Below are 18,510 nucleotides of genomic sequence, written 5' to 3'. Positions count from 1 at the left end.
TGCGGCAAAGGCGGGATAATACCCGAATCCCCTCTGATTCCCGTATTAGCACCGGCTCCGGCGTGCGAATACCTAAGCTTTTCCGGGCCGTTCCGACCTATGTCACTCTCCGCTTCCGATATTGAGCGCATCGCCTCGCTGGCGAGGCTGCAGCTGGCTCCTGATGAAAGCGAGCGCATGCTCAGCCAGATCAACGGCTTTTTCGACCTCGTCGAGCGCATGCGTTCGGTGGACACCACCGGCGTCGAGCCGCTGGCCCACCCCGTCGCCGCCATCGAAGACGTCACGCTGCGCCTGCGCGACGACGTGGTGAGCGAACCGAACAACCGCGAAGCCAACCAGAAGAGCGCCCCGGCCGTCGAAGCCGGTCTGTTTCTCGTGCCCAAGGTAATCGAATGATGAGCAGCAGCGGTGAATTGCACCAATTGAGCGTTGTCGAGCTGGCGAAGGCGCTGGCCGAGCGCAAGGTATCGGCCGTCGAGGCCTCGCAGGCCTTCCTGGGCCGCATGAAGGCGCACGAGGCGCTGGGCACCTTCCTCGACGTGAACGAGGAAGCCACTCTGGCCCAGGCGCGCGCCGCCGACGCCCTCCTCGCCAAGGGCGACGCCCCGGCGCTGGCCGGCGTGCCGATCGCGCACAAGGACATCTTCGTCACCACCGACTTCGCCACCACCGCCGGCTCCAAGATGCTCGCGGGCTACCGCTCGCCCTTCGACGCCACGGTGGTGCGCCGCCTGGCCGATGCCGGCGCGGTCACGCTGGGCAAGCTGAGCTGCGACGAGTTCGCCATGGGCTCGGCCAACGAGAACGTCGCGGTGCCCGCCGTGGGCCACGACAAGGCCGCTCCCGTTCGCAACCCCTGGAACCTCGAGCGCATTCCGGGCGGCTCCTCCGGCGCCAGCGCGGCTGCGGTCGCTGCACGGCTGGCTCCCGCCGCCACCGGCACCGACACCGGCGGCTCGATCCGCCAGCCCGCATCGTTCTGCGGCATCACCGGCATCAAGCCCACCTACGGCCGCGCCTCGCGCTACGGCATGGTTGCCTTCGCCTCGAGCCTCGACCAGGCCGGCCCGATGGCCCGCTCGGCCGAAGACTGCGCGCTGCTGCTGTCGGCCTTCTGCGGGCCCGACCTCGACCGCGATTCCACCTCGCTCGACAAGCCGGCCGAGAACTTCGGCCGCTCTCTGAACGACTCGCTCGAAGGCCTGCGCATCGGCGTGCCGAAGGAGTTCTTCGGCGAAGGCGTGGCGCCCGGCGTGCGTGCGGCCATCGACGCGGCGCTCGCGCAGTACGAGAAGCTCGGCGCGAAGCGCGTCGAGGTCACGCTGCCGCGCACCGAGCTGTCGATTCCCGTCTACTACATCCTTGCCGCGGCCGAGGCCTCGAGCAACCTGAGCCGCTTCGACGGCGTGAAGTTCGGCCACCGCGCCAAGGACTTCATCGACCCCGCGAGCAAGAAGAGCGCGCTCACGCAGATGTACGAGCGCACGCGCGCCGAAGGCTTCGGCGACGAAGTGAAGCGCCGCATCATGATCGGCACCTACGTGCTCTCGCACGGCTACTACGACGCCTACTACCTGCAGGCGCAGAAGGTGCGCCGCATGATCGCCGACGACTTCCAGCAGGCGTTCAAGCAGTGCGACGTGATCGCCGGCCCCGCGGCGCCGACCACCGCCTGGAAGATCGGCGAGCACGGCGACGACCCGGTGGCCGACTACCTTGCCGACATCTTCACGCTGCCGGCATCGCTGGCCGGCCTGCCCGGCATGAGCGTGCCCGCGGGCTTCGACGGCGGCATGCCCGTGGGCCTGCAGCTGATCGGCAACTACTTCGGCGAAGCGAAGCTGCTGAACGCGGCGCACCGCTTCCAGCAAGCCACCGACTGGCATTCGCGCACGCCGGAGGGCTTTTGAGATGAGCGAGACCGTGAACACATTCGAAGCACAGCAACAAGGCCGCCCGACCGGCCCGCTGGTGCGCGGCTATGAAGTCATCATCGGCTTCGAGACGCACGCGCAGCTCTCCACCGCGAGCAAGATCTTCAGCCGCGCCTCCACCGCCTTCGGTGCCGAGCCCAACACGCAGGCCTGCGCGGTCGACCTGGCGCTGCCCGGCACGCTGCCCGTGATGAACAAGGGCGCCGTCGAACGCGCCATCAAGCTCGGCCTGGCGCTGGGCTCGCACATCGCGCCGCGCAGCGTGTTCGCGCGCAAGAACTACTTCTATCCCGACCTGCCCAAGGGCTACCAGATCAGCCAGTTCGAGATCCCCGTGGTGCAGGGCGGCGCGGTGTCGTTCTTCGTGGGCGAGGAGCAGAAGACGGTGCGCCTGGTGCGCGCCCACCTTGAGGAGGATGCGGGCAAGTCGCTGCACGAGGACTTCGTCGGCCAGAGCGGCATCGACCTGAACCGCGCCGGCACGCCGCTGCTGGAGATCGTGACCGAGCCCGACATGCGCTCCACCGCCGAGGCCGTGGCCTATGCGAAGGAGTTGCACAAGATCGTCACCTGGATCGGCATCTGCGACGGCAACATGCAGGAAGGCAGCTTCCGCTGCGACGCCAACGTGTCGGTGCGCCGCCCCGGCGAGAAGCTCGGCACGCGCCGCGAGATCAAGAACCTGAACAGCTTCAAGTTCATGCAGCAGGCGATCGACTACGAGATCCGCTGGCAGATCGACGAGATCGAGGACGGCCGCAAGATCGAGCAGGCCACGGTGCTGTTCGACCCCGACACCGGCGAGACGCGCGCCATGCGCGCCAAGGAAGACTCGGCCGACTACCGCTACTTCCCCGACCCTGACCTGCCGCCGCTGGTGATCGCCGCCGACTGGATCGAGCGCGTGAAGGCCGAGATGCCCGAACTGCCGCGCGCGATGGCCGAGCGCTATGTGCGCGACCACGGGCTGTCGGAATACGACGCCGCGCAGCTCACGCAGAGCGCCGCGCTCGCCGGCTACTTCGACGAAGCCGTGAAGGCAGGCGCCACGCCCAAGCTCGCGAGCAACTGGATCACCGGCGAGATGGCGCGCCGCCTGAACGCCGCCGAGATCGGCATCGAGGCCGCTCCCGTGAAGGCGCAGCAGCTGGCCCAGCTGGTGAAGCGCATCGCCGACGGCACCCTGCCCAACAACGCCGCCCGCCAGGTGTTCGAGGCCCTCTGGACCGGCGAAGGCAGCGACGTCGACGCGATCATCGAGGCCAAGGATCTGAAGCCGATGAACGACGCCGGCGCGCTCGACAAGATCCTCGACGAGGTGATCGCGAAGAACGCGAAGAACGTCGAGGAATACCGCGGCGGCAAGGAGAAGGCACTCAACGCCCTCGTCGGCCAGGTCATGAAGGCCAGCGGCGGCAAGGCCAACCCGGCGCAAGTCACCGAGTTGCTGAAGGCCAAGCTCAGCTAAGTCTTTTCAGGAAACACCGCGGAACCGGCTTTGCCGGGCCGCAGGTGTTGCCCCCCGCAGGGGGGTTGGCGAAGCGACACGAAGTGCGCGCAGCCTGGAGAGTTACTTCGGGTTCCCGCCGTTCTGCGGGGTCCAGAGCGCCTTCAAGCGAATGCGCTCCTCGTCGAAGCGCGCATTCACCCGCTTCTTCTCGTCTTCCTGCTCCGCGATGAAGCGGTTCTGCACCGCCACGCTCTTCGCGTTGTCGTCGATCCTGCGGCGCAGCGCGGCCGGCGCCTTGGTGGGGTCCTGCTTGTAGAACTCCATCTCCTCGTCGATCTTCTTGCGGTCTTCGCCCAGCTCGGAGATGCGTTTCCTCGCCGCTTCCGACACCGCATCGATCTGCGCGAGTGCCTCGGCGCGTTCGCGATCGTGCGTGGCGCTGTTGGGGTAGCGCACCAGCAGCGCACGCTCGCGGCGCCGCTCGTCGGTCTGCCGGGCGGCCACGATCGCGGCTTCGCGGGCGCGGTCCTCGCGCTCCTGGAGTTCGCGCGCGGTGTAGGTCGGCTCCAGCTTGCGGCGGGTCGAGCCGCTCGGGTTCAGCTCGCGCTGCTCGCGGTCGTTGCACTCTGCGATCGGGCGGTCGGCCGTCAGCGTGCGGCCGCGGGCGTCGACGCAGGTGTAGATGCCGGCGGAGGCGCCTTCCACTTTCTGCGGTTGCGCTTGCAGAGCGCCGCAGAAAGAGGAAGCCGTGATGAAAAGGGATGCCGCCGCCAGCAGGCGGAACGTTCGGTCGTGATCGTCGCGTGCGCGGTGCATTCGGCGGCCCCGGTTCAGCTGGCGCCGTAGCGCGCGCGGTAGGCCAGCACGCGTTCGCGGTGCGCGCCAAGGTCGGCCGCGGCATCGCCCGAGAGGTAGCTCAGCAGGTCGTCGAGCGTGGCGATGGCGATCACCGACAGGCCGAGCTGGTTGCGCACGTACTGCACGGCGCTGTGGTCCACGTCGACGCCGTTCTCGGTAGCCTTCTCCTGCCGGTCGAGCGCGATGGCCACGGCATGCGGCGTGGCGCCTGCGGCCTCGATGGCGGCGATCGACTCGCGCACCGCAGTGCCGGCGGACATCACGTCGTCGACGATCAGCACGCGGCCCTTGAGCGGCGCACCGACCAGGTTGCCGCCCTCGCCGTGCGCCTTGGCTTCCTTGCGGTTGTAGGCGAAGGGGTAGTTGCGGCCCCGGCGGGCCAGCTCGGCGGCCACCGTGGCGCCCAGCGGGATGCCCTTGTAGGCGGGGCCGAAGATCATGTCGAATTCGAGGCCGCTCTCGATCAGGCGGTCTGCATAGAATCCCGCGAGCCGGGCGATCTTGGCGCCGTCGTCGAAGAGGCCCGAATTGAAGAAGTAGGGACTCATCCGACCGGCCTTGGTCTTGAACTCCCCGAAACGCAGTACGCCGGCATCCAGGGCGAACTGGACGAAATCCTGGGCGATCGCGCTGCTTTTGCTTTTCTCACCATCTACAGCCATCGGAAATTCCTTGTGTTCAAACTGACCAGTCTCAATCTCAATGGCCTGCGTTCGGCCGCAACCAAAGGCGTGGCCGACTGGGTGGCCGAACTTGCGCCGGATTGTATTTGCATGCAGGAGATCCGCGTCCAGGCCAGCGACATCGAGGGCCGGTTCGAGGAAATGGCCGGCCTCAAGGGCCATTTCCACTTCGCCGAGAAGAAGGGCTACGCCGGCACCGCCATCTACACCAAGCACGCTCCGAGCCAGGTGGTGGTGGGCTGGGGCGACGCCGAGTTCGACGCCGAGGGCCGGTACCTCGAACTGCGCTTCGACACTCCCAAGCGCAAGTTCTCCGTCATCAGTTGCTACTTCCCCAGTGGCAGCTCGGGCGAGGAGCGGCAGGAAGCCAAGTTCCGCTTCCTCAAGGGCTTCTTCCCGCACCTCGTGGCACTCAAGAAGGAGCGCGAGTTCGTGCTGTGCGGCGACATCAACATCGCCCACAAGGAGATCGACCTGAAGAACTGGCGCGGCAACCAGAAGAACAGCGGCTTCCTCCCCGAGGAGCGCGCCTGGATGACGAAGCTGCTCGACGCCGGCGCCGACGGCGCGGGCCTGGTGGACGTCTACCGCATGCTCAAGCCCGACACCACGGGCGAGGCCTACACCTGGTGGAGCAACCGCGGGCAGGCCTATGCGAACAACGTGGGGTGGCGGCTGGACTACCACCTGGCCACGCCGAAGATCGCGGCGCTGGCGCGCACCGAGCAGATCTACAAGACCGTGAAGTTCAGCGACCACGCGCCGATCACGGTGGACTACGACTTCGAGCTGTAGGCATGTGCGCGCCGCTCAGCGCGACAGCTCCGGCAGCGCCTTCTCCAGCGTAGTCACGAAGGCCTGCATGGCCTCGGTTTCATACGCCCCGCGCTTGGTGATGCGGTAGAAGTCGAGCCCGACCTTCGGCTTGGTCAGCACGTCGGTGCGCACGCGATGGCGGCGGCAGGCGGCGAGCGCGAAGGTCGGCATCACGGCGGTGCCGAAGCCGGCCTCCACCATCGCGATCAGCGTGCCGAAGAAGTTGAAGGCGGTGCGCTGCGCGTCGGCGCGGCCGATGGCGGCAAGATGCTGGTCGATCACCTTCTGGATCGGATTGCCCGGCGGCAGCCCGACGAGCTCGGCGCCGCGCAACGCCGACCAAGGTGCAGAGCCCACGCCCCCCGGCTCCCCGTCCCCGGCCTCGTCCATCGGCGCCACCCGCATCAGGTGAAAGCGCCCCACCGGCTCGCGCGCCAGTCCCGGCGCCGCCTTGAAGAAGAAACCCAGCCCCACGTCGGCCTCGCCAGCCGCCACCATCGCCTCCACGTCGCGCAGGTCGGCATCGAACAGACGCAGGCTCACCTGCGGATGCGCTTCGCGGAAGCTGGCGAACACCTGCGGCAGCAGGTTCGACGACACCAGCGGCGTGGCCGCGATTCGCAGCGTCTGGCGCGCAGCGTCGCCCTCGGCGCCCAGCTCGGCGGCCACGTCGTCGAGGTCGGTCACCATGCGCTCGACCACCGGCAGCAGGCGCCGGCCCGCGGGCGTGAGGCTCACCACGCGCGTGGTGCGGTCGAAGAGGCGGCAGCCCAGCTGCCTTTCCATCTCGCGGATCAGGATGCTGAGTCCGGCCTGCGTGATGTGCGCCTGCTCGGCCGCGCGCGTGAAGTTGCCCACGCGTGCCACCTGCAGGAAGGCGCGCAGCTGGCGGGTCGACAGATTCATATGGATTGATGATAAATCCATATCACATCTAAATTTCCCAAATGATCCTTCTGCGTTCCTAATGCGGGCCGAGACAAAGCAAGCAACGCATCGCAAAGACCGATCATCATGAGCAACGAAGTCATCATCCTGGGCGCCGGCATCGGCGGCCTCACCCTCGCGCTGAGCCTGCACCAGGCCGGCATTCCCTGCCGCGTGTACGAAGCCGTTCCCGAGCTCCGGCCGCTGGGCGTGGGCATCAACCTGCTGCCGCATGCGGTGCGCGAGCTCACCGAACTCGGGCTGCTGGAGGCCCTCGACAAGGTGGGCGTGCGCACGAAGGAAGCGGTGTTCTTCACCGAGCACGGACAGCTGGTCTTCCGCGAGGCCGCGGGCCAGCATGCGGGCTACGACTGGCCGCAGTTCTCCATCCACCGCGGCGACCTGCAGACGGTGCTGTACGAAGAGACGCTGAAGCGCCTCGGCCCCGACAGCGTGGTGTGCGGCCGCCGCTGCACGCACGTGGAGCAGGATGCGGACGGCGTCACCGTGCATTTCGCCGATGCGCCGCCGGTGCGCGGCGCCGTTGCCGTGGGCTGCGACGGCATCCACTCCGCGCTGCGCAAGCAGCTCTATCCGGACGAGGGTGCGCCGCGCTACTCGGGCATCAACATGTGGCGCGGCACCGCGCGCTGGAAGCCTTTTCTGTCCGGCGGCAGCATGGTGCGCGCGGGCTGGCTCTCGGTCGGCAAGATGGTGATCTACCCGATCCGCAACAACATCGACGCCGAGGGCAACCAGCTCGTGAACTGGGTGGCCGAGATCCATGCACCGCAGCCCGCGATGCGCGACTGGAGCCGCACGGGCCGCGTCGAAGACTTCCTGCCGGCCTTCGCCGACTGGCATTTCGACTGGCTCGACGTGCCGGCGCTGATCCTCGCCTCCGACACCATCCTCGAATATCCGATGGTCGACCAGGACCCGCTGCCACGCTGGACGCACGGCCGCCTCACGCTGCTGGGCGACGCCGCGCACCCGATGGTGCCGCGCGGCTCCAACGGCGCGGGGCAGGCCATCATCGACGCGCGCTACCTCGCGGGTGCGCTGAAGAAGATGGGCGTCGGCACGGCCGCGCTCGATGACTACGACCGCGTGCGCGTCAAGGCCACCACCGACGTGGTGCTGACCAACCGCAGCAATCCGCCCGACACCATCCTGCGCGAAGTGTTCGAGCGCTCGGGCGGCAAGCGCTTCGACAGCATCGAGGAGGTCGTGCCCGTCGCCGAGCTGCAGGCCATCTCGGACAACTACAAGCGCGTGGCCGGCTACGACCCGGCGGCCCTGAAGGCGCGCGCTTCCTACCTTTGAACAGCCCCCCCAGAAGAACACGGAGACAAGAGACCATGCGATCGCTGATCAAGAAGACCCTCGCCACCCTGCTCGTCGCGGCCAGTACCGCGACTGTCGCCACCAGCGCCTTCGCCTGGCCCGACCAGGCCGTCACGCTGGTCGTGCCCTACACCCCCGGCACCGGCATCGACCTGATCGCCCGCCAGCTCTCGGCGAGGCTGCCCGCCAGGCTGGGCCAACCGGTGATCGTGGAGAACGTGGCCGGCGCCAGCGGCAACATCGGCAGCGAGCGCGTGGCGCGCGCCAAGCCCGACGGCTACACGCTGCTGGTCCAGGTCAACACGCTGGTGATGAACCGCAGCCTCTACCGCTCGCTGAGCTACGACCCGGTGGCCGACTTCGCGCCGGTGTCCCTCACCTCGTGGGGCACGCTGCTGCTGGTGACCAACCCGAACGTGCAGAAGGCCTCGTCGGTGCAGCAGATGGTGAGCGCGGCCAAGGCCGAGCCCGGCAAGCTGACTTACGCCACGCCCGGCGTGGGCACGCCGCACCACCTGTCGATGGCGCTGCTCATGCAGGGCACGGGCACCGAGCTGCTGCACGTGCCCTACAAGGGCACGGCCGGCGCGGTGACCGACCTGCTCGGCGGACGCATCGACTACATGTTCCTGCCGGTGCACGTGGCGCTGCAGCACATCCAGGCCGGCAAGCTCAAGGCCATCGCAACCGGCAGCGGCAAGCGCCTGCCGCAGCTGCCCGACGTGCCCACGCTCGCCGAGGCCGGCGTGACCGCCGACAACGTCGACATGTGGTACGGCGTGCTCGCCCCCAAGGGCACGCCGCCGGACGTGGTGGCGCGGCTCAACAAGGAGATCGCGGCGGTGCTGAAGCAGCCCGAGGTGGCGAAGTCCTTCGAGTCGCAGGGCATGGTGCCGGCGAGTTCGACGCCGGCGGAGTTCGGCGCGTTGGTGAAGAAGGATGCGGACCGCTGGGCCGGCGTGGTGAAGCGCGGGAACATCACTGCCGACTGATCGGCGCGCGAGCCGGCCTACATCGCCTCGAACAGCACGTCCTGGGCGCCCTCCCACAGCACCTTCGTCCCCAGCGCGCGCAGTTGCTCGCGCCCCTGGACGATGGTGAGGAAGTGGTTGCCCGCGAGCGTGCCCATCTTGCTGGCGAAGCTGCATGCGCCGTACGCCAGGATGATCTCGGTCTCGCTGTAGCCGCCGGGGTAGAACAGGATGTCCCCCGCCGACGGGTGGCTGGTGTGGTTCTCGAAGCCCACGCCGAGCTGGAAGTCGCCCAGCGGCACCCAGCATCCCTCGCCGCTCCATCGCACGTGGATGAGCTTCTGCCGGTAGGGCAGCAGCTTCTCGAAGGCCGCCACGGTGAGCGGCGCGTCGGGATGGGTCCGGGCGACGAAGTCGAACCCGCCCGCGACGATGCGGATGTGCCTTTCGCTCATGCCATCACCATCTCGTTCTTGCGCTGCGCCCAGCCGGTCATGCGGCGCTCGGCCAGGGACGACACGGCATACAGCGCCACGCCCATCGCCGCGAGCAGGAAGAGCCCGGCGAACACCATCGGCACGTCGAAGTTGCCGCTGGCGATCATCATCACCGTGCCGATGCCCTTGTTGGCCGCCACCGTCTCGCTGAGCACCGTGCCGACGAAGGCCAGCGTGATCGCGATCTTCAGCGAGGCGAACAGGTAGGGCAGCGTGCGCGGCAGTCCCACGTTCCACAGGATGTCCCGCCTGCGCGCACCCAGCACGCGCAGCACGTCTTCGAGCTCAGGCTCGGTGCTCGCGAGGCCGGTGGCCACGTTGACCACCACCGGGAAGATGCTGATGACCATCGACGTCAGCACGGCCGGCACGGTACCCGCGCCGAACCACACCACGAACAAGGGCACCACCGCCACCTTCGGGATGCTGGAGAAGCCCACCAGCAGTGGGTAGGTCACGTCGTAGGCGAGCTTCGAGGAGCCGATCGCCACGCCGATGACCACGCCGGCCGCCACACCGAGCACGAAGCCCGCAAGCGTCGTGTAGAGCGTCTGCGCGGTGTGCGGCCACAGCAGAGGCATCTTCTCGAACAGCACCTGCGCGACCTGGCTCGGCCGCGGCAGCACCAGGTCCGAGACGCCGCTGGCCAGGCACAGCACTTCCCACAGCACGAAGAAGCCGACGAGCGCACCGGCGCAAAGCAGGCGCTGGCGCAGCACGGGAGAGATCGTCTTCATGCGGCCACCTCCGCGACGGGAAGCGACGCACGCGCCAAGGTCTCGTTCATCGCCGCGCCATCCACGCCTCCATCGCCGCCGCGTGCCTGGGCGATGCGCATGCGAAGCTGCTGCACCAGCGCGGCGAACTCGGGCGCATAGCTGCTCTCCAGTGTCCGCGGGCGGGCGAAGCCGACCTCGCGCGTCTCCAGGATCCGCCCCGGCCGCGCGCTCATCACGCAGATGCGGTTGGCCAGGTAGGCCGACTCGCGCAGGTCGTGCGTCACCAGCAGCACCGTGGGCCGACGCTCGATCCAGAGCTTCTGCATGATGTCCCACAGTTCCTCTCGGGTGAACTGGTCGAGCGCGCCGAAAGGCTCGTCCAGCAGCAGCAGCTCGGGTTCGTGCACCAGCGCGCGGCACAGCGAGGCACGCTGCAGCATCCCGCCCGACAGCTGCCAGGGCCGCCTGTCCCCGAAGCCCCTGAGGCCGACCTGCGCCAGCAGCGCGTCGGCGCGCTCGGCGTATTCGCCTTTCTTCTTTCGCCGGTAGTCCTGGCGGAAGGGATCGACGATCTTCAGCGGGACCATCACGTTCTCGCGCACGGTGAGCCAGGGCAGCATCGTCGGGTTCTGGAACGCAAGGCCGATGCGCAGCCGCGGTGCGGCAGATGCGTGGTTTCCCGCCGGCGGCTGCACGCCGGTGGCGCCCACCTCGCGCCCGCCGGCGATCACGGCGCCGGCACTCGGCCGAAGCAGGCCGGCCACCAGCTTGAGGATGGTCGACTTGCCGCAGCCGCTGGGGCCCACGAGCGCCACGAAGTCGCCCTTGTCGATGTCGAGCGTGGTGTGGTCCAGCGCGATGGTGCCGCCGCCGTAGCGCAGCATCACGTCGGAGAGTTGGATGAATGCCTGTGCCATGGTTGCCTTCACAGTGTTGGATCGGATTCGGCCCGCGCCGCTCCGGCCGGCTCCTCGACGCGGACGATCGCGGCCACCGGCCCGCCTCCCGCCGGCCCCTGGTGCTCGGCGCCGCCGGAGACATACAGCGCGGTGTGGCCGGCCAGCGAAGCCAGCACGCCGCCGACCACCGCCCGCGCATGGCGCGTGGCGTGGATGTCCGAGTCGTTGAGCATGGTGTGGCGCTCGCCGCGCACGCGCCCGTCGGGGCTCGCCTCGGCCTTCGCGAGCAGGTTGACCAGCCGCCGCGAGACGGCCTGCGCATCGCGCTCGGCATCGAGGCCGAAGGCATCCCGAAGCAGGGCACGCACGCTGTGGCCGTCGATCGCATCGCGCATCACGCCATGGGCTATGCGCAGCGCGGAGACGCTCGCGCGCGCTTCGCCAAGCACGATGATCACGTTGCCCTCCAGCTCGATGCCGGCCGATGCAGAGGCGCGCGCCGAGAAGAGGCGCCAGTCGGCCAACACGCTCGCGTCGGCGATCGCCTCGCGCGCCGCCTCGCCGAGCGCGACCGCCACGCCCAGCGCCGAGGCGCCGCGCGAGTAGCCCATCGACTCGTAGCTGTCGTGCGTGGCCGGAGGCGCCCCGCGCGACAGCGCATCCGCCACCTTGGCCGATGTCAGCAGGGGACACTTGACCTGCACGAAGTGCACGTCATCGGCGCTGTCGATCCCCGCATCGCGCATCGCCTCCGCCACCGCCTGCGCGGTGGCGTCGATCTGCGCGGCACGGCCGATCTCCTCGGGCAGGAAGTCGCGCGTGTGCGCGACGCCCACAGCCAGCCGCTTGCCGGCATGCGCCGGCGGCCATGCCGCCTCTGGCTCCCAGCGCCGCGCGAAGACGGTGAAGTGCGGCGACAGCACGCCCTCGGTGCCGCCCGACATCACCAGCGCCACCCGGCGGTGCACCTCGTCGGGCGTGCAGCCGAGCTCGGGCGCGAGCAGCTGGCACCACGCGGCCGATGCGTACTCGCGCGTGAAGTCGTTGACGCAGCCGTTGCCCTCCGTCTTGCCCATCACGGCGACGATCTCCGACGGCACGAGCTCGCCCGTCTCGATCAGCGCCCGCACACCCTCCAGGTCACCGGGTCCGCGGCACGGAATGCGCCAGGCGCTGACCTTCTGGATGCGCGGCACGGTGCTCGACGGGCCGCCTGCGCCTGCGGCGGCGGAATCAGCCCGGGTATTCATGCCGCGTTCCAGTCGAGTTCGCCGGTGGGCACTGCATTGGCTGGCACGCCCGGCGGCGTCTGCAGGATCGCGCTGCTGTAGTGCTCGGTGTTGCGCGGCTTCGGCGCCGGCATGCGCTGCACCGCCTTCACCGAGCGGCCCCAGCCCGCGGCACCGTCCACCAGGCGGCCGTCGCGCATCACGAAGCGGCCACGCAGCAGCGTATGGATCGGATAGCCCTGCACCGTGCGGCCGTTCCAGGGCGAGATCTTGCTGATGCTCTGCAGCCTGTTCTGCGACAGCACGCCGGTGCGGCCCATGTCGACGAAGGCGATGTCGGCATGCGCACCCGGCGCGATCACGCCCTTGGTGCCGTACAGGCCCCAGGCCTTGGCCGGGTTCACGGCGCTCCAGCGCACGTAGTCCATCAGCGTGGCACGCCCCCGGTTGACTTCGGTGAGCATCAGCGGCATCTGCGTCTCGACGCCGGGAAAGCCGCAGTCGCATTCCCAGATGCTCTCGCGCGTCTTCTCTTCCGGCGCATGCGGTGCGTGGTCGGTGGCGATCATGTCGAGCGTGCCGTCCATGAGCGCGTCCCACAGCGGCTGGTTGTGGCGCGGCTCGCGGATCGGAGGGTTCAGCCGCATCACGCCGCCCAGCGTGCGCATGTGGTCGGTGTTCAGCAGCAGGTACTGCGGACAGGTCTCCGCGGTCACGTCGACGCCGCGCTCGCGCGCCTGGCGAAGCAGGAAGAGCGAATCGGCCGCGCTGTGGTGGGCGATGTGCACCCGCGCGCCGGTCCATTCGGCCAGCGCCAGCACGCGGCCTATGGCCTCGATCTCGGCGACCGCCGGTCGCGCCGCCAGATGCGCCATCGCGTCGATGCGGCCGGCGGCCTGCATCTTCTTCTGGCGGCGAAAGAGGATCGACGAATTCTCCGCGTGAACCACCGTGCGGATTCCCAGCGGAGCGAGCTTCTCGAAACCCTCGAGCAGCGCGCCGTCGGTGGGCGCGGGCAGGTTGCCGAAGGTGTTGCCCACGAAGGCCTTGAAGCTGGTCACGCCCGCGTCGAGCAGCTCCTCGAGCCGCTCGACGGTGTCGTCGCCCAGCAGCCCGTGGATGCCGAAGTCCACGTAGGAAGACTCCGCCGCCTTCTGCTTCAGGCGCAGCGCCTCCACGGTGCCGGTGGGCGGATTGGTGTTGGGCATCTCGAACACCGTGGTCACGCCGCCCATCGCCGCAGCGGCCGAGCCGCTCTTCCAGGTTTCCTTGTGCGGGTAGCCCGGATCGCGGAAGTGCACGTGGCTGTCGATGGCCCCCGGCAGCAGGTACAGCCCGTCCGCGCGCATTTCCTGCCGCGCCGGCGGCATGGTGTCGTCATGGCCCACGGCCACGATGTGCTCGCCGGCCACGGCCACGGCGGCCCGGCAGATGCGTTCCGGCGACACCACGCTGGCGCCGCGGATCACGAGGTCGACTTCCTTCGTCATGTCGTCGCCCCCCTCAGAGCATCGCCCAGCCGCCGTCGACGGGCAGGTCGACACCGGTGACCTGGCGCGACACCTCGCTGGCCATGAAGAGGCAGGCGTTGGCCACGTCGGTGTCGCTCGACACGCGGCGCAGGGCGTAGTCGGCGGCATGGCGCGTCATCGCCTCTTCCAGCGTGATGCCGAGCTGGCGGGCCATGTCGGCACAGACCTTCTCGCGGAAGCGCGGGCCGTCGACCATGCCGGGCGCCACGCAGTTCACGTTGATTCCGTAGGGCCCGGCCTCCAGCGCGAAGCTCTTGGTGATGCCGCGCAGGCCCCACTTGGATGCGGAGTAGGCCATGCGGCCGGCCCGCCCGCGCATGCCGAAGGTGCCCCCGACGTTCACCACCTTGCCGCTCCTGCGCTCGATCATCGAGGGCAGCACCGCGCGCATGGTGTTGAAGCAGCCCGTCATGTTGAGCTGCACGATCTCGTCGAACTCTTCGGAGCTGGTCTCCCAGCCGGTCTTTCCTATCGGGCCCGAGCCGCCGGCCACGTTGACCAGCACGTCGATGCGCCCGAAGGCCTCCAGCGCGTGCGCGGCCAGGGCCTGCGTCTGTTCGCCCTTCGTGAGGTCGCAGGGCACCACGACGGCCGCGACACCGAGTGCGCGCGCCTCCGCGGCCACCGGTTCGATCGCTGCCGTGTCGCGCCCCGCGAGCACCAGCTTCGCACCTTCGCGGGCGAAGGCCAGCGTCACCGCGCGTCCCATCCCCTTGGCGGGGCCGGTGATGAGCACCACCTTGTCTTCGAGTTGCAGGTCCATGTGATTCCTTTTCGTCGTCTGTCGTTGTTCGGTCGCTGTTCGTTCGTTCCTGGCTATCGGTCGAGCCGGCCCGGGCCCGCGCTCAGGGCTGCCCCGCCTGCGTGCCCGAGGGCCGCTCGGCGCGCGCGGGCAGGAAGCCGCGGTCGAAGACCTCCTCGGGCGCCGGCAAGCGCGGCAACTGGTTGGCTTCCGCCACGATGGCGATCGCGCGCTTCATGCGCTCGAGGTCGATGTCGCCCAGGCCGATGCGCGCCACCTCGGGGTGGCTCATGTCGTTGCGCAGCGTGGCGAGCAGCTTCTCCTTTTCGACATCGCGCTTGAGCAGCGGCTCTCGCTTCATGACGGCGGCCACGCCTGCATCGGGATCGGCGATCACGTCCTTCACTGCGCGGTTCAGCGCCTTCACGAAGCCCTGCACCGCCTTCGGGTTCTCCTTCGCGAAGCTGCGCGAGAAGAACACGGTGTTCGAATACAGATCCATGCCGTGGTCGCCGTAGCGGATGAAGCGCAGGTCCTTCGCCGGATCGAGGCCCATCGCCTTGGCGCTGAAGCTCACGGTGGTGACGTAGCCGAAGGCAGCGTCGATCTGTCCGCGCGACAGCATCTGTTCGCGCAGGTTGGGCGCCATGTTGGTGATGTTCACCTTGGCGGCATCGACCTTTGCGATCCTGGCGAAGGCCGGGAACAGCTTCAGCGCCCCGTCGTTCGCCGGGCCGCCGATGGTCTTGCCTTCCAGGTCAGCGGGGGTGCGGATCGGGCTGTCCTTCTTCACCACGAGCGTGAAGGGCGGCGTGTTGTAGAGCATGTAGACCGCCACCGGCGCGTCGGCCGGGCGCCTGGCCGAAAGGTCGATCAGCGCGTTGACGTCGCCGAAGCCGGCCTGGTATGCGCCGGCGGCCACCTTGGGAATGGAAGCGGCCGAGCCTTCGCCCTGGTCGATCTCGACATCGAGGCCTTCGGCCTTGAAGTAGCCCCTGTCCTGCGCCAGGAAGAACCAGGCCTGCGGCCCTTCGTACTTCCAGTTGAGCACGAGCTTGACCGGGGTCTGCGCTGCCGCGGGCAATGCCGACGCGGCGAACCCACCGGCGGCGAGCAATGCTGCGGCCAGCAGGCGCGGCAGACGGCAGGGCCTGGAAGCGAAGGGGGTGGAAGAGAGCTGGAATGCGGGCATGTCGGTAACTCCTAGCGAAGGTTCTTGCGTTGGGAAAGCGACGTGCGCAGCGCCTCGGCCGTGGCCACGAAGCCGTGGAGCTGCTGCACTATGAAGTGGATGCCGCGCACGACATACGACGGCGACGGCGTGCCGCAGGCGTCCTTCAGCAGCACGCAGTCGTAGCCGAGGAAGGCCGCGTCCTGCAGCGTGGAGAACACGCAGCGGTCGGTGTTGATGCCGGCGAAGAACAACGTGCCCAGGCCCTGCTGGCGCAGCAGGCTGTCGAGCTCGTTGTCCCAGAAGCCGCTCAGGCGGTGCTTGTGGACGATGAAGTCGGCCGGATCGACCTCGAGTTCGTCGATCACCTGCGCACCCCATTCGCCGCGCACCAGCGAAGGCCCGTGGTCGATGGGCGAGCGCTCCGCATAGCCCACGCCGCGTGCCGTGCGCTTGCCCTTGAAGTGGATGGTCGGGCTCAGGTTGCGCGCATCGGCGCGGATGCCCCAGTTGAGCCACACCACCGCGCCGCCGGCCGCACGCCACGCGGGCAGCAGCCCGGCGATCACGGGAATCGGCTTGCGCGCGGCCTTCACGCCGAGGCCCTTCTGCGCGAACCAGCCCTCGGGGTGGCAGAAGTCGTTCTGCATGTCGACCACCACCAGCGCGCTGCGCGCAAGGTCGAAGGTCACCGGCTGCGGCTCGGCCGCGATGCGCAGCGGCCTGGGCCTCGGCACCGTGCGCACCAGGCTCACGCCCTCGGCGTCGAGCGTCCATGCGTTGTGCGGCGTGGGGCCGAATCGTGCGGCCTGTTCGTCTTTGGTGCGCCGGATGCGGGGGTTGCGGTTCATGCCTGCGAGGCACGCAGCCAACATGCCAAAAGGTGCGTCGTATCCGTACCTTTTCGCGGACTATGCGTTGCCGCAACGGCAACAGTTCATTGGCGCGATTCATGCAACCCGGTGCGGCGATCCGTTCACTTCCGGGCCGAGTCCGCCCCGGCCGCCCTCACCTTACCTCACCTCACCTCGCCTCGCCTCGCCTCGCCATGAACCATCTCCGATTCCTTCGCTACGCCGACGAGGTTGCCCGTGCGGGCTCGATCCGGCAGGCGGCCGAACGCCTGCACGTCGCGCCCTCGGCGGTGAATCGCCGCATCCAGGACATCGAGGAGGAACTCGGCACGCCCATCTTCGAGCGGCTGCCGCGCGGCATGCGGCTCACCACGGCGGGCGAGCTGTTCATCCGCTATGTGCGCGGCCGGTCGGCCGAACTCGATCGCGTGCGCTCGGAGATCGAGGAACTCAAGGGCCTGCGGCGCGGCACGGTGCGGCTGGTGGCCAGCCAGGCGCTGGCCCCGCGCTTCCTGCCGTCGGCCATCCAGGCCTTTCGCGAGAGCCATCCGCTGGTGGCCTTCGAAGCCCGCATCGGCGACCACGTCCAGGCCGCCGATGCGCTGCGCAGCTTCGAGACCGATCTGGCGCTGGTATTCAACCTCGCACCGGAGGCCGACATCGAGCGTGCCGCCGCACTGGAACAGCGGCTGATGGCCATCATGCATGCGCGGCACCCGCTTGCGCAGGCGCCCGGCCTGCGGCTGCGCGACTGCGCCGACTATCCGGTGGTGCTGCCGAACCGCGACACGGGCGGGAGGCAGCTGCTGGAGCGCTTTCTTGCGCGCAGCTCGATCCGCATGCCGGCGATGGTCGAGAGCAACAGCTTCGAGTTCCTGCGCGGCTGCCTGCTCGACCGGCAGTCGATCTCGTTCCAGATGGCGATCGGCGCGCCGACGGACGACAGGGACTTCGTCGCGCGCGAGATCGAAGACCGGGGCTTCCCGCGCGGCGAACTGGTGCTTGCCAGTTTGCGCGGACGTCAGCTGCCGGTCATCGCGTACGCGTTCGCGGAGTTCCTGCGCAAGCGGCTCGCCCAGACCCGCACGGACTGATCCGCCGCGGAGCCTGCCGGCATCAGCGCGTTGACGAGGCCTTCCCCGCGTGCCGCGCCAGATGCACCTGGTGCAGCGTGATCTTGCGCACCTCGGCCTGGCTGGTCTCGATGTGGGCGCGCAGCAGCATCGCGGCCTGGTCGCCGCGGTTCGCGCGCACGGCCTTCAATATCTTCGCGTGCTCGTCGTAGGTGGCGTCGATGCGCGGCTGCTTGGTGAAGTCGAGCCGGCGGATGATGCGGATGCGGTCGGTCACGTCGCCGTGCACGCGCGCCATCTCGGCATTGCCGGCGGCCGCCACCAGCGAGCAGTGGAAGGCCTCGTCCCACTGCGCCACCTGTGCCATGTCGGTGCTGCGCTGCGCCGCGGGCACGAGCCAGATGTCGGCCAGTGTGTCGAGCATGCCGCGGTCGATGTGGCGGTCGGTCTCGCACAGGCGGTGCACCGCGGTGGTCTCCAGCACCATGCGCAGGTCGTAGAGCTGCTCGAACTGGTCGAAGTCGAAGGGCAGCACGCGCCAGCCGCTGCGGAAGAGCACCTCGACGAAGCCCTCCTGCTGCAGCCTGAAGAGCGCCTGCCGCACCGGCGTGCGCGACACGCCGAGGCGGTCGCTGATCTCGCCTTCGGTGAAGCGGTCGCCAGGCACGAGGATGAAGTCGGCCACGTCGCGCTTGAGCTGCGCGTAGACCTCGTCGGCACGCGTGCGGAAGGCGGACGCGTCGGTGGCGGCTGGAGCGGAGGCTTCTGGGCGGGGGCGAACGGTGGACACGGATTGGATGTTAGT

At 68.9% G+C, this 18,510-nt stretch carries 19 protein-coding genes; 7 read left to right on the top strand and 12 right to left on the bottom strand.

Going from position 1 to position 18,510, the window contains the following annotated elements; translation table 11 throughout:
• Positions 1 to 99: 99 nt before the first annotated feature.
• Genes gatC through gatB form a run of 3 tightly spaced genes read left to right on the top strand, consistent with a single transcriptional unit; the run spans position 100 to position 3,405 of the window.
• A complete protein-coding gene (gene gatC, locus ACTJLF_RS17890; RefSeq protein WP_019655412.1) occupies positions 100 to 399 on the top strand; it encodes an Asp-tRNA(Asn)/Glu-tRNA(Gln) amidotransferase subunit GatC in 300 nt (99 codons plus the stop codon).
• Complete coding sequence (gatA, locus tag ACTJLF_RS17885; protein WP_019655411.1) at positions 399 to 1,913, top strand: Asp-tRNA(Asn)/Glu-tRNA(Gln) amidotransferase subunit GatA; 1,515 nt, start codon at positions 399 to 401, stop codon at positions 1,911 to 1,913. The genes gatC and gatA overlap by 1 nt, the downstream gene beginning before the upstream one ends.
• 1 nt (position 1,914) lies before the next feature.
• Entirely contained in the window at positions 1,915 to 3,405 is a 1,491-nt protein-coding gene (gene gatB, locus ACTJLF_RS17880; protein WP_440883619.1) for an Asp-tRNA(Asn)/Glu-tRNA(Gln) amidotransferase subunit GatB, read from the top strand.
• Positions 3,406 to 3,507: 102 nt separating this feature from the next.
• On the opposite strand, the gene ACTJLF_RS17875 is transcribed toward gatB, so the two are convergent.
• Together ACTJLF_RS17875 and pyrE are read right to left on the bottom strand one after the other, a co-directional pair.
• Positions 3,508 to 4,203 (bottom strand): DUF4124 domain-containing protein, encoded by a 696-nt coding sequence (locus ACTJLF_RS17875; protein ID WP_132751912.1) that lies wholly within the window; start codon positions 4,201 to 4,203, stop codon positions 3,508 to 3,510.
• Positions 4,204 to 4,217: 14 nt separating this feature from the next.
• Complete coding sequence (gene pyrE / locus ACTJLF_RS17870) at positions 4,218 to 4,907, bottom strand: orotate phosphoribosyltransferase (RefSeq protein ID WP_019655408.1); 690 nt, start codon at positions 4,905 to 4,907, stop codon at positions 4,218 to 4,220.
• Positions 4,908 to 4,919: 12 nt separating this feature from the next.
• Here pyrE and ACTJLF_RS17865 point away from each other — a divergent pair, with 12 nt between their 5' ends.
• On the top strand, positions 4,920 to 5,723 hold the full coding sequence (locus ACTJLF_RS17865; protein ID WP_126184115.1) for an exodeoxyribonuclease III: 804 nt from the start codon (positions 4,920 to 4,922) through the stop codon (positions 5,721 to 5,723).
• Positions 5,724 to 5,738: 15 nt separating this feature from the next.
• Here ACTJLF_RS17865 and ACTJLF_RS17860 read toward each other — a convergent pair whose 3' ends face one another.
• Complete coding sequence (locus tag ACTJLF_RS17860) at positions 5,739 to 6,650, bottom strand: LysR family transcriptional regulator (protein ID WP_019655406.1); 912 nt, start codon at positions 6,648 to 6,650, stop codon at positions 5,739 to 5,741.
• A 108-nt stretch (positions 6,651 to 6,758) separates the two neighbouring features.
• Here ACTJLF_RS17860 and ACTJLF_RS17855 point away from each other — a divergent pair, with 108 nt between their 5' ends.
• A complete protein-coding gene (locus tag ACTJLF_RS17855) occupies positions 6,759 to 7,997 on the top strand; it encodes a flavin-dependent oxidoreductase (protein ID WP_440883618.1) in 1,239 nt (412 codons plus the stop codon).
• Positions 7,998 to 8,032: 35 nt separating this feature from the next.
• Complete coding sequence (locus ACTJLF_RS17850) at positions 8,033 to 9,010, top strand: Bug family tripartite tricarboxylate transporter substrate binding protein (protein ID WP_019655404.1); 978 nt, start codon at positions 8,033 to 8,035, stop codon at positions 9,008 to 9,010.
• A gap of 17 nt (positions 9,011 to 9,027) precedes the next feature.
• On the opposite strand, the gene ACTJLF_RS17845 is transcribed toward ACTJLF_RS17850, so the two are convergent.
• The 8 genes from ACTJLF_RS17845 to ACTJLF_RS17810 form a co-directional block, all read right to left on the bottom strand.
• Positions 9,028 to 9,444: a DUF3830 family protein gene (locus ACTJLF_RS17845; protein ID WP_126184118.1), complete on the bottom strand. Its 417-nt coding sequence runs from the start codon at positions 9,442 to 9,444 to the stop codon at positions 9,028 to 9,030.
• Positions 9,441 to 10,223, bottom strand: coding sequence for an ABC transporter permease (locus ACTJLF_RS17840; protein ID WP_440883617.1), 783 nt, complete (start codon positions 10,221 to 10,223; stop codon positions 9,441 to 9,443). Before ACTJLF_RS17840 ends, ACTJLF_RS17845 begins: the two co-directional genes overlap by 4 nt.
• A complete protein-coding gene (locus ACTJLF_RS17835) occupies positions 10,220 to 11,122 on the bottom strand; it encodes an ABC transporter ATP-binding protein (protein WP_440883616.1) in 903 nt (300 codons plus the stop codon). Before ACTJLF_RS17835 ends, ACTJLF_RS17840 begins: the two co-directional genes overlap by 4 nt.
• 8 nt (positions 11,123 to 11,130) lie before the next feature.
• A complete protein-coding gene (locus ACTJLF_RS17830; protein ID WP_126184121.1) occupies positions 11,131 to 12,354 on the bottom strand; it encodes a ring-opening amidohydrolase in 1,224 nt (407 codons plus the stop codon).
• Positions 12,351 to 13,823 carry an allantoinase AllB gene (gene allB / locus ACTJLF_RS17825; RefSeq protein WP_126184122.1) on the bottom strand — a complete coding sequence of 491 codons (1,473 nt, stop codon included), beginning with the start codon at positions 13,821 to 13,823 and terminating at the stop codon, positions 12,351 to 12,353. Before allB ends, ACTJLF_RS17830 begins: the two co-directional genes overlap by 4 nt.
• Before the next feature lie 13 nt (positions 13,824 to 13,836).
• Positions 13,837 to 14,628, bottom strand: coding sequence for an SDR family NAD(P)-dependent oxidoreductase (locus ACTJLF_RS17820; RefSeq protein ID WP_440883615.1), 792 nt, complete (start codon positions 14,626 to 14,628; stop codon positions 13,837 to 13,839).
• Positions 14,629 to 14,710: 82 nt separating this feature from the next.
• The gene (locus ACTJLF_RS17815; protein ID WP_440883614.1) at positions 14,711 to 15,799 is read right to left on the bottom strand and encodes an ABC transporter substrate-binding protein; all 1,089 of its coding nucleotides are present in this window, start codon (positions 15,797 to 15,799) and stop codon (positions 14,711 to 14,713) included.
• Between the two features lie 11 nt (positions 15,800 to 15,810).
• Positions 15,811 to 16,629 (bottom strand): cysteine hydrolase family protein, encoded by an 819-nt coding sequence (locus ACTJLF_RS17810; RefSeq protein WP_126184125.1) that lies wholly within the window; start codon positions 16,627 to 16,629, stop codon positions 15,811 to 15,813.
• 197 nt (positions 16,630 to 16,826) lie between these two features.
• On the opposite strand from ACTJLF_RS17810, the gene ACTJLF_RS17805 reads away from it, so the two are divergent.
• Positions 16,827 to 17,726, top strand: a complete 900-nt coding sequence (locus ACTJLF_RS17805; RefSeq protein WP_126184126.1) for a LysR family transcriptional regulator — start codon at positions 16,827 to 16,829, stop codon at positions 17,724 to 17,726.
• 22 nt (positions 17,727 to 17,748) lie between these two features.
• On the opposite strand, the gene ACTJLF_RS17800 is transcribed toward ACTJLF_RS17805, so the two are convergent.
• A complete protein-coding gene (locus tag ACTJLF_RS17800; RefSeq protein WP_126184127.1) occupies positions 17,749 to 18,495 on the bottom strand; it encodes a GntR family transcriptional regulator in 747 nt (248 codons plus the stop codon).
• Between the last annotated feature and the right edge of the window lie 15 nt (positions 18,496 to 18,510).

Origin of the sequence: Variovorax sp. 22077, from assembly GCF_052044195.1 — a bacterium.
In the GTDB taxonomy this organism is placed as follows: Bacteria; Pseudomonadota; Gammaproteobacteria; order Burkholderiales; family Burkholderiaceae_C; genus Variovorax; species Variovorax atrisoli.
Note: the sequence above shows the minus strand (reverse complement) of the source record. Positions and strands in the feature narration are given on the sequence as shown.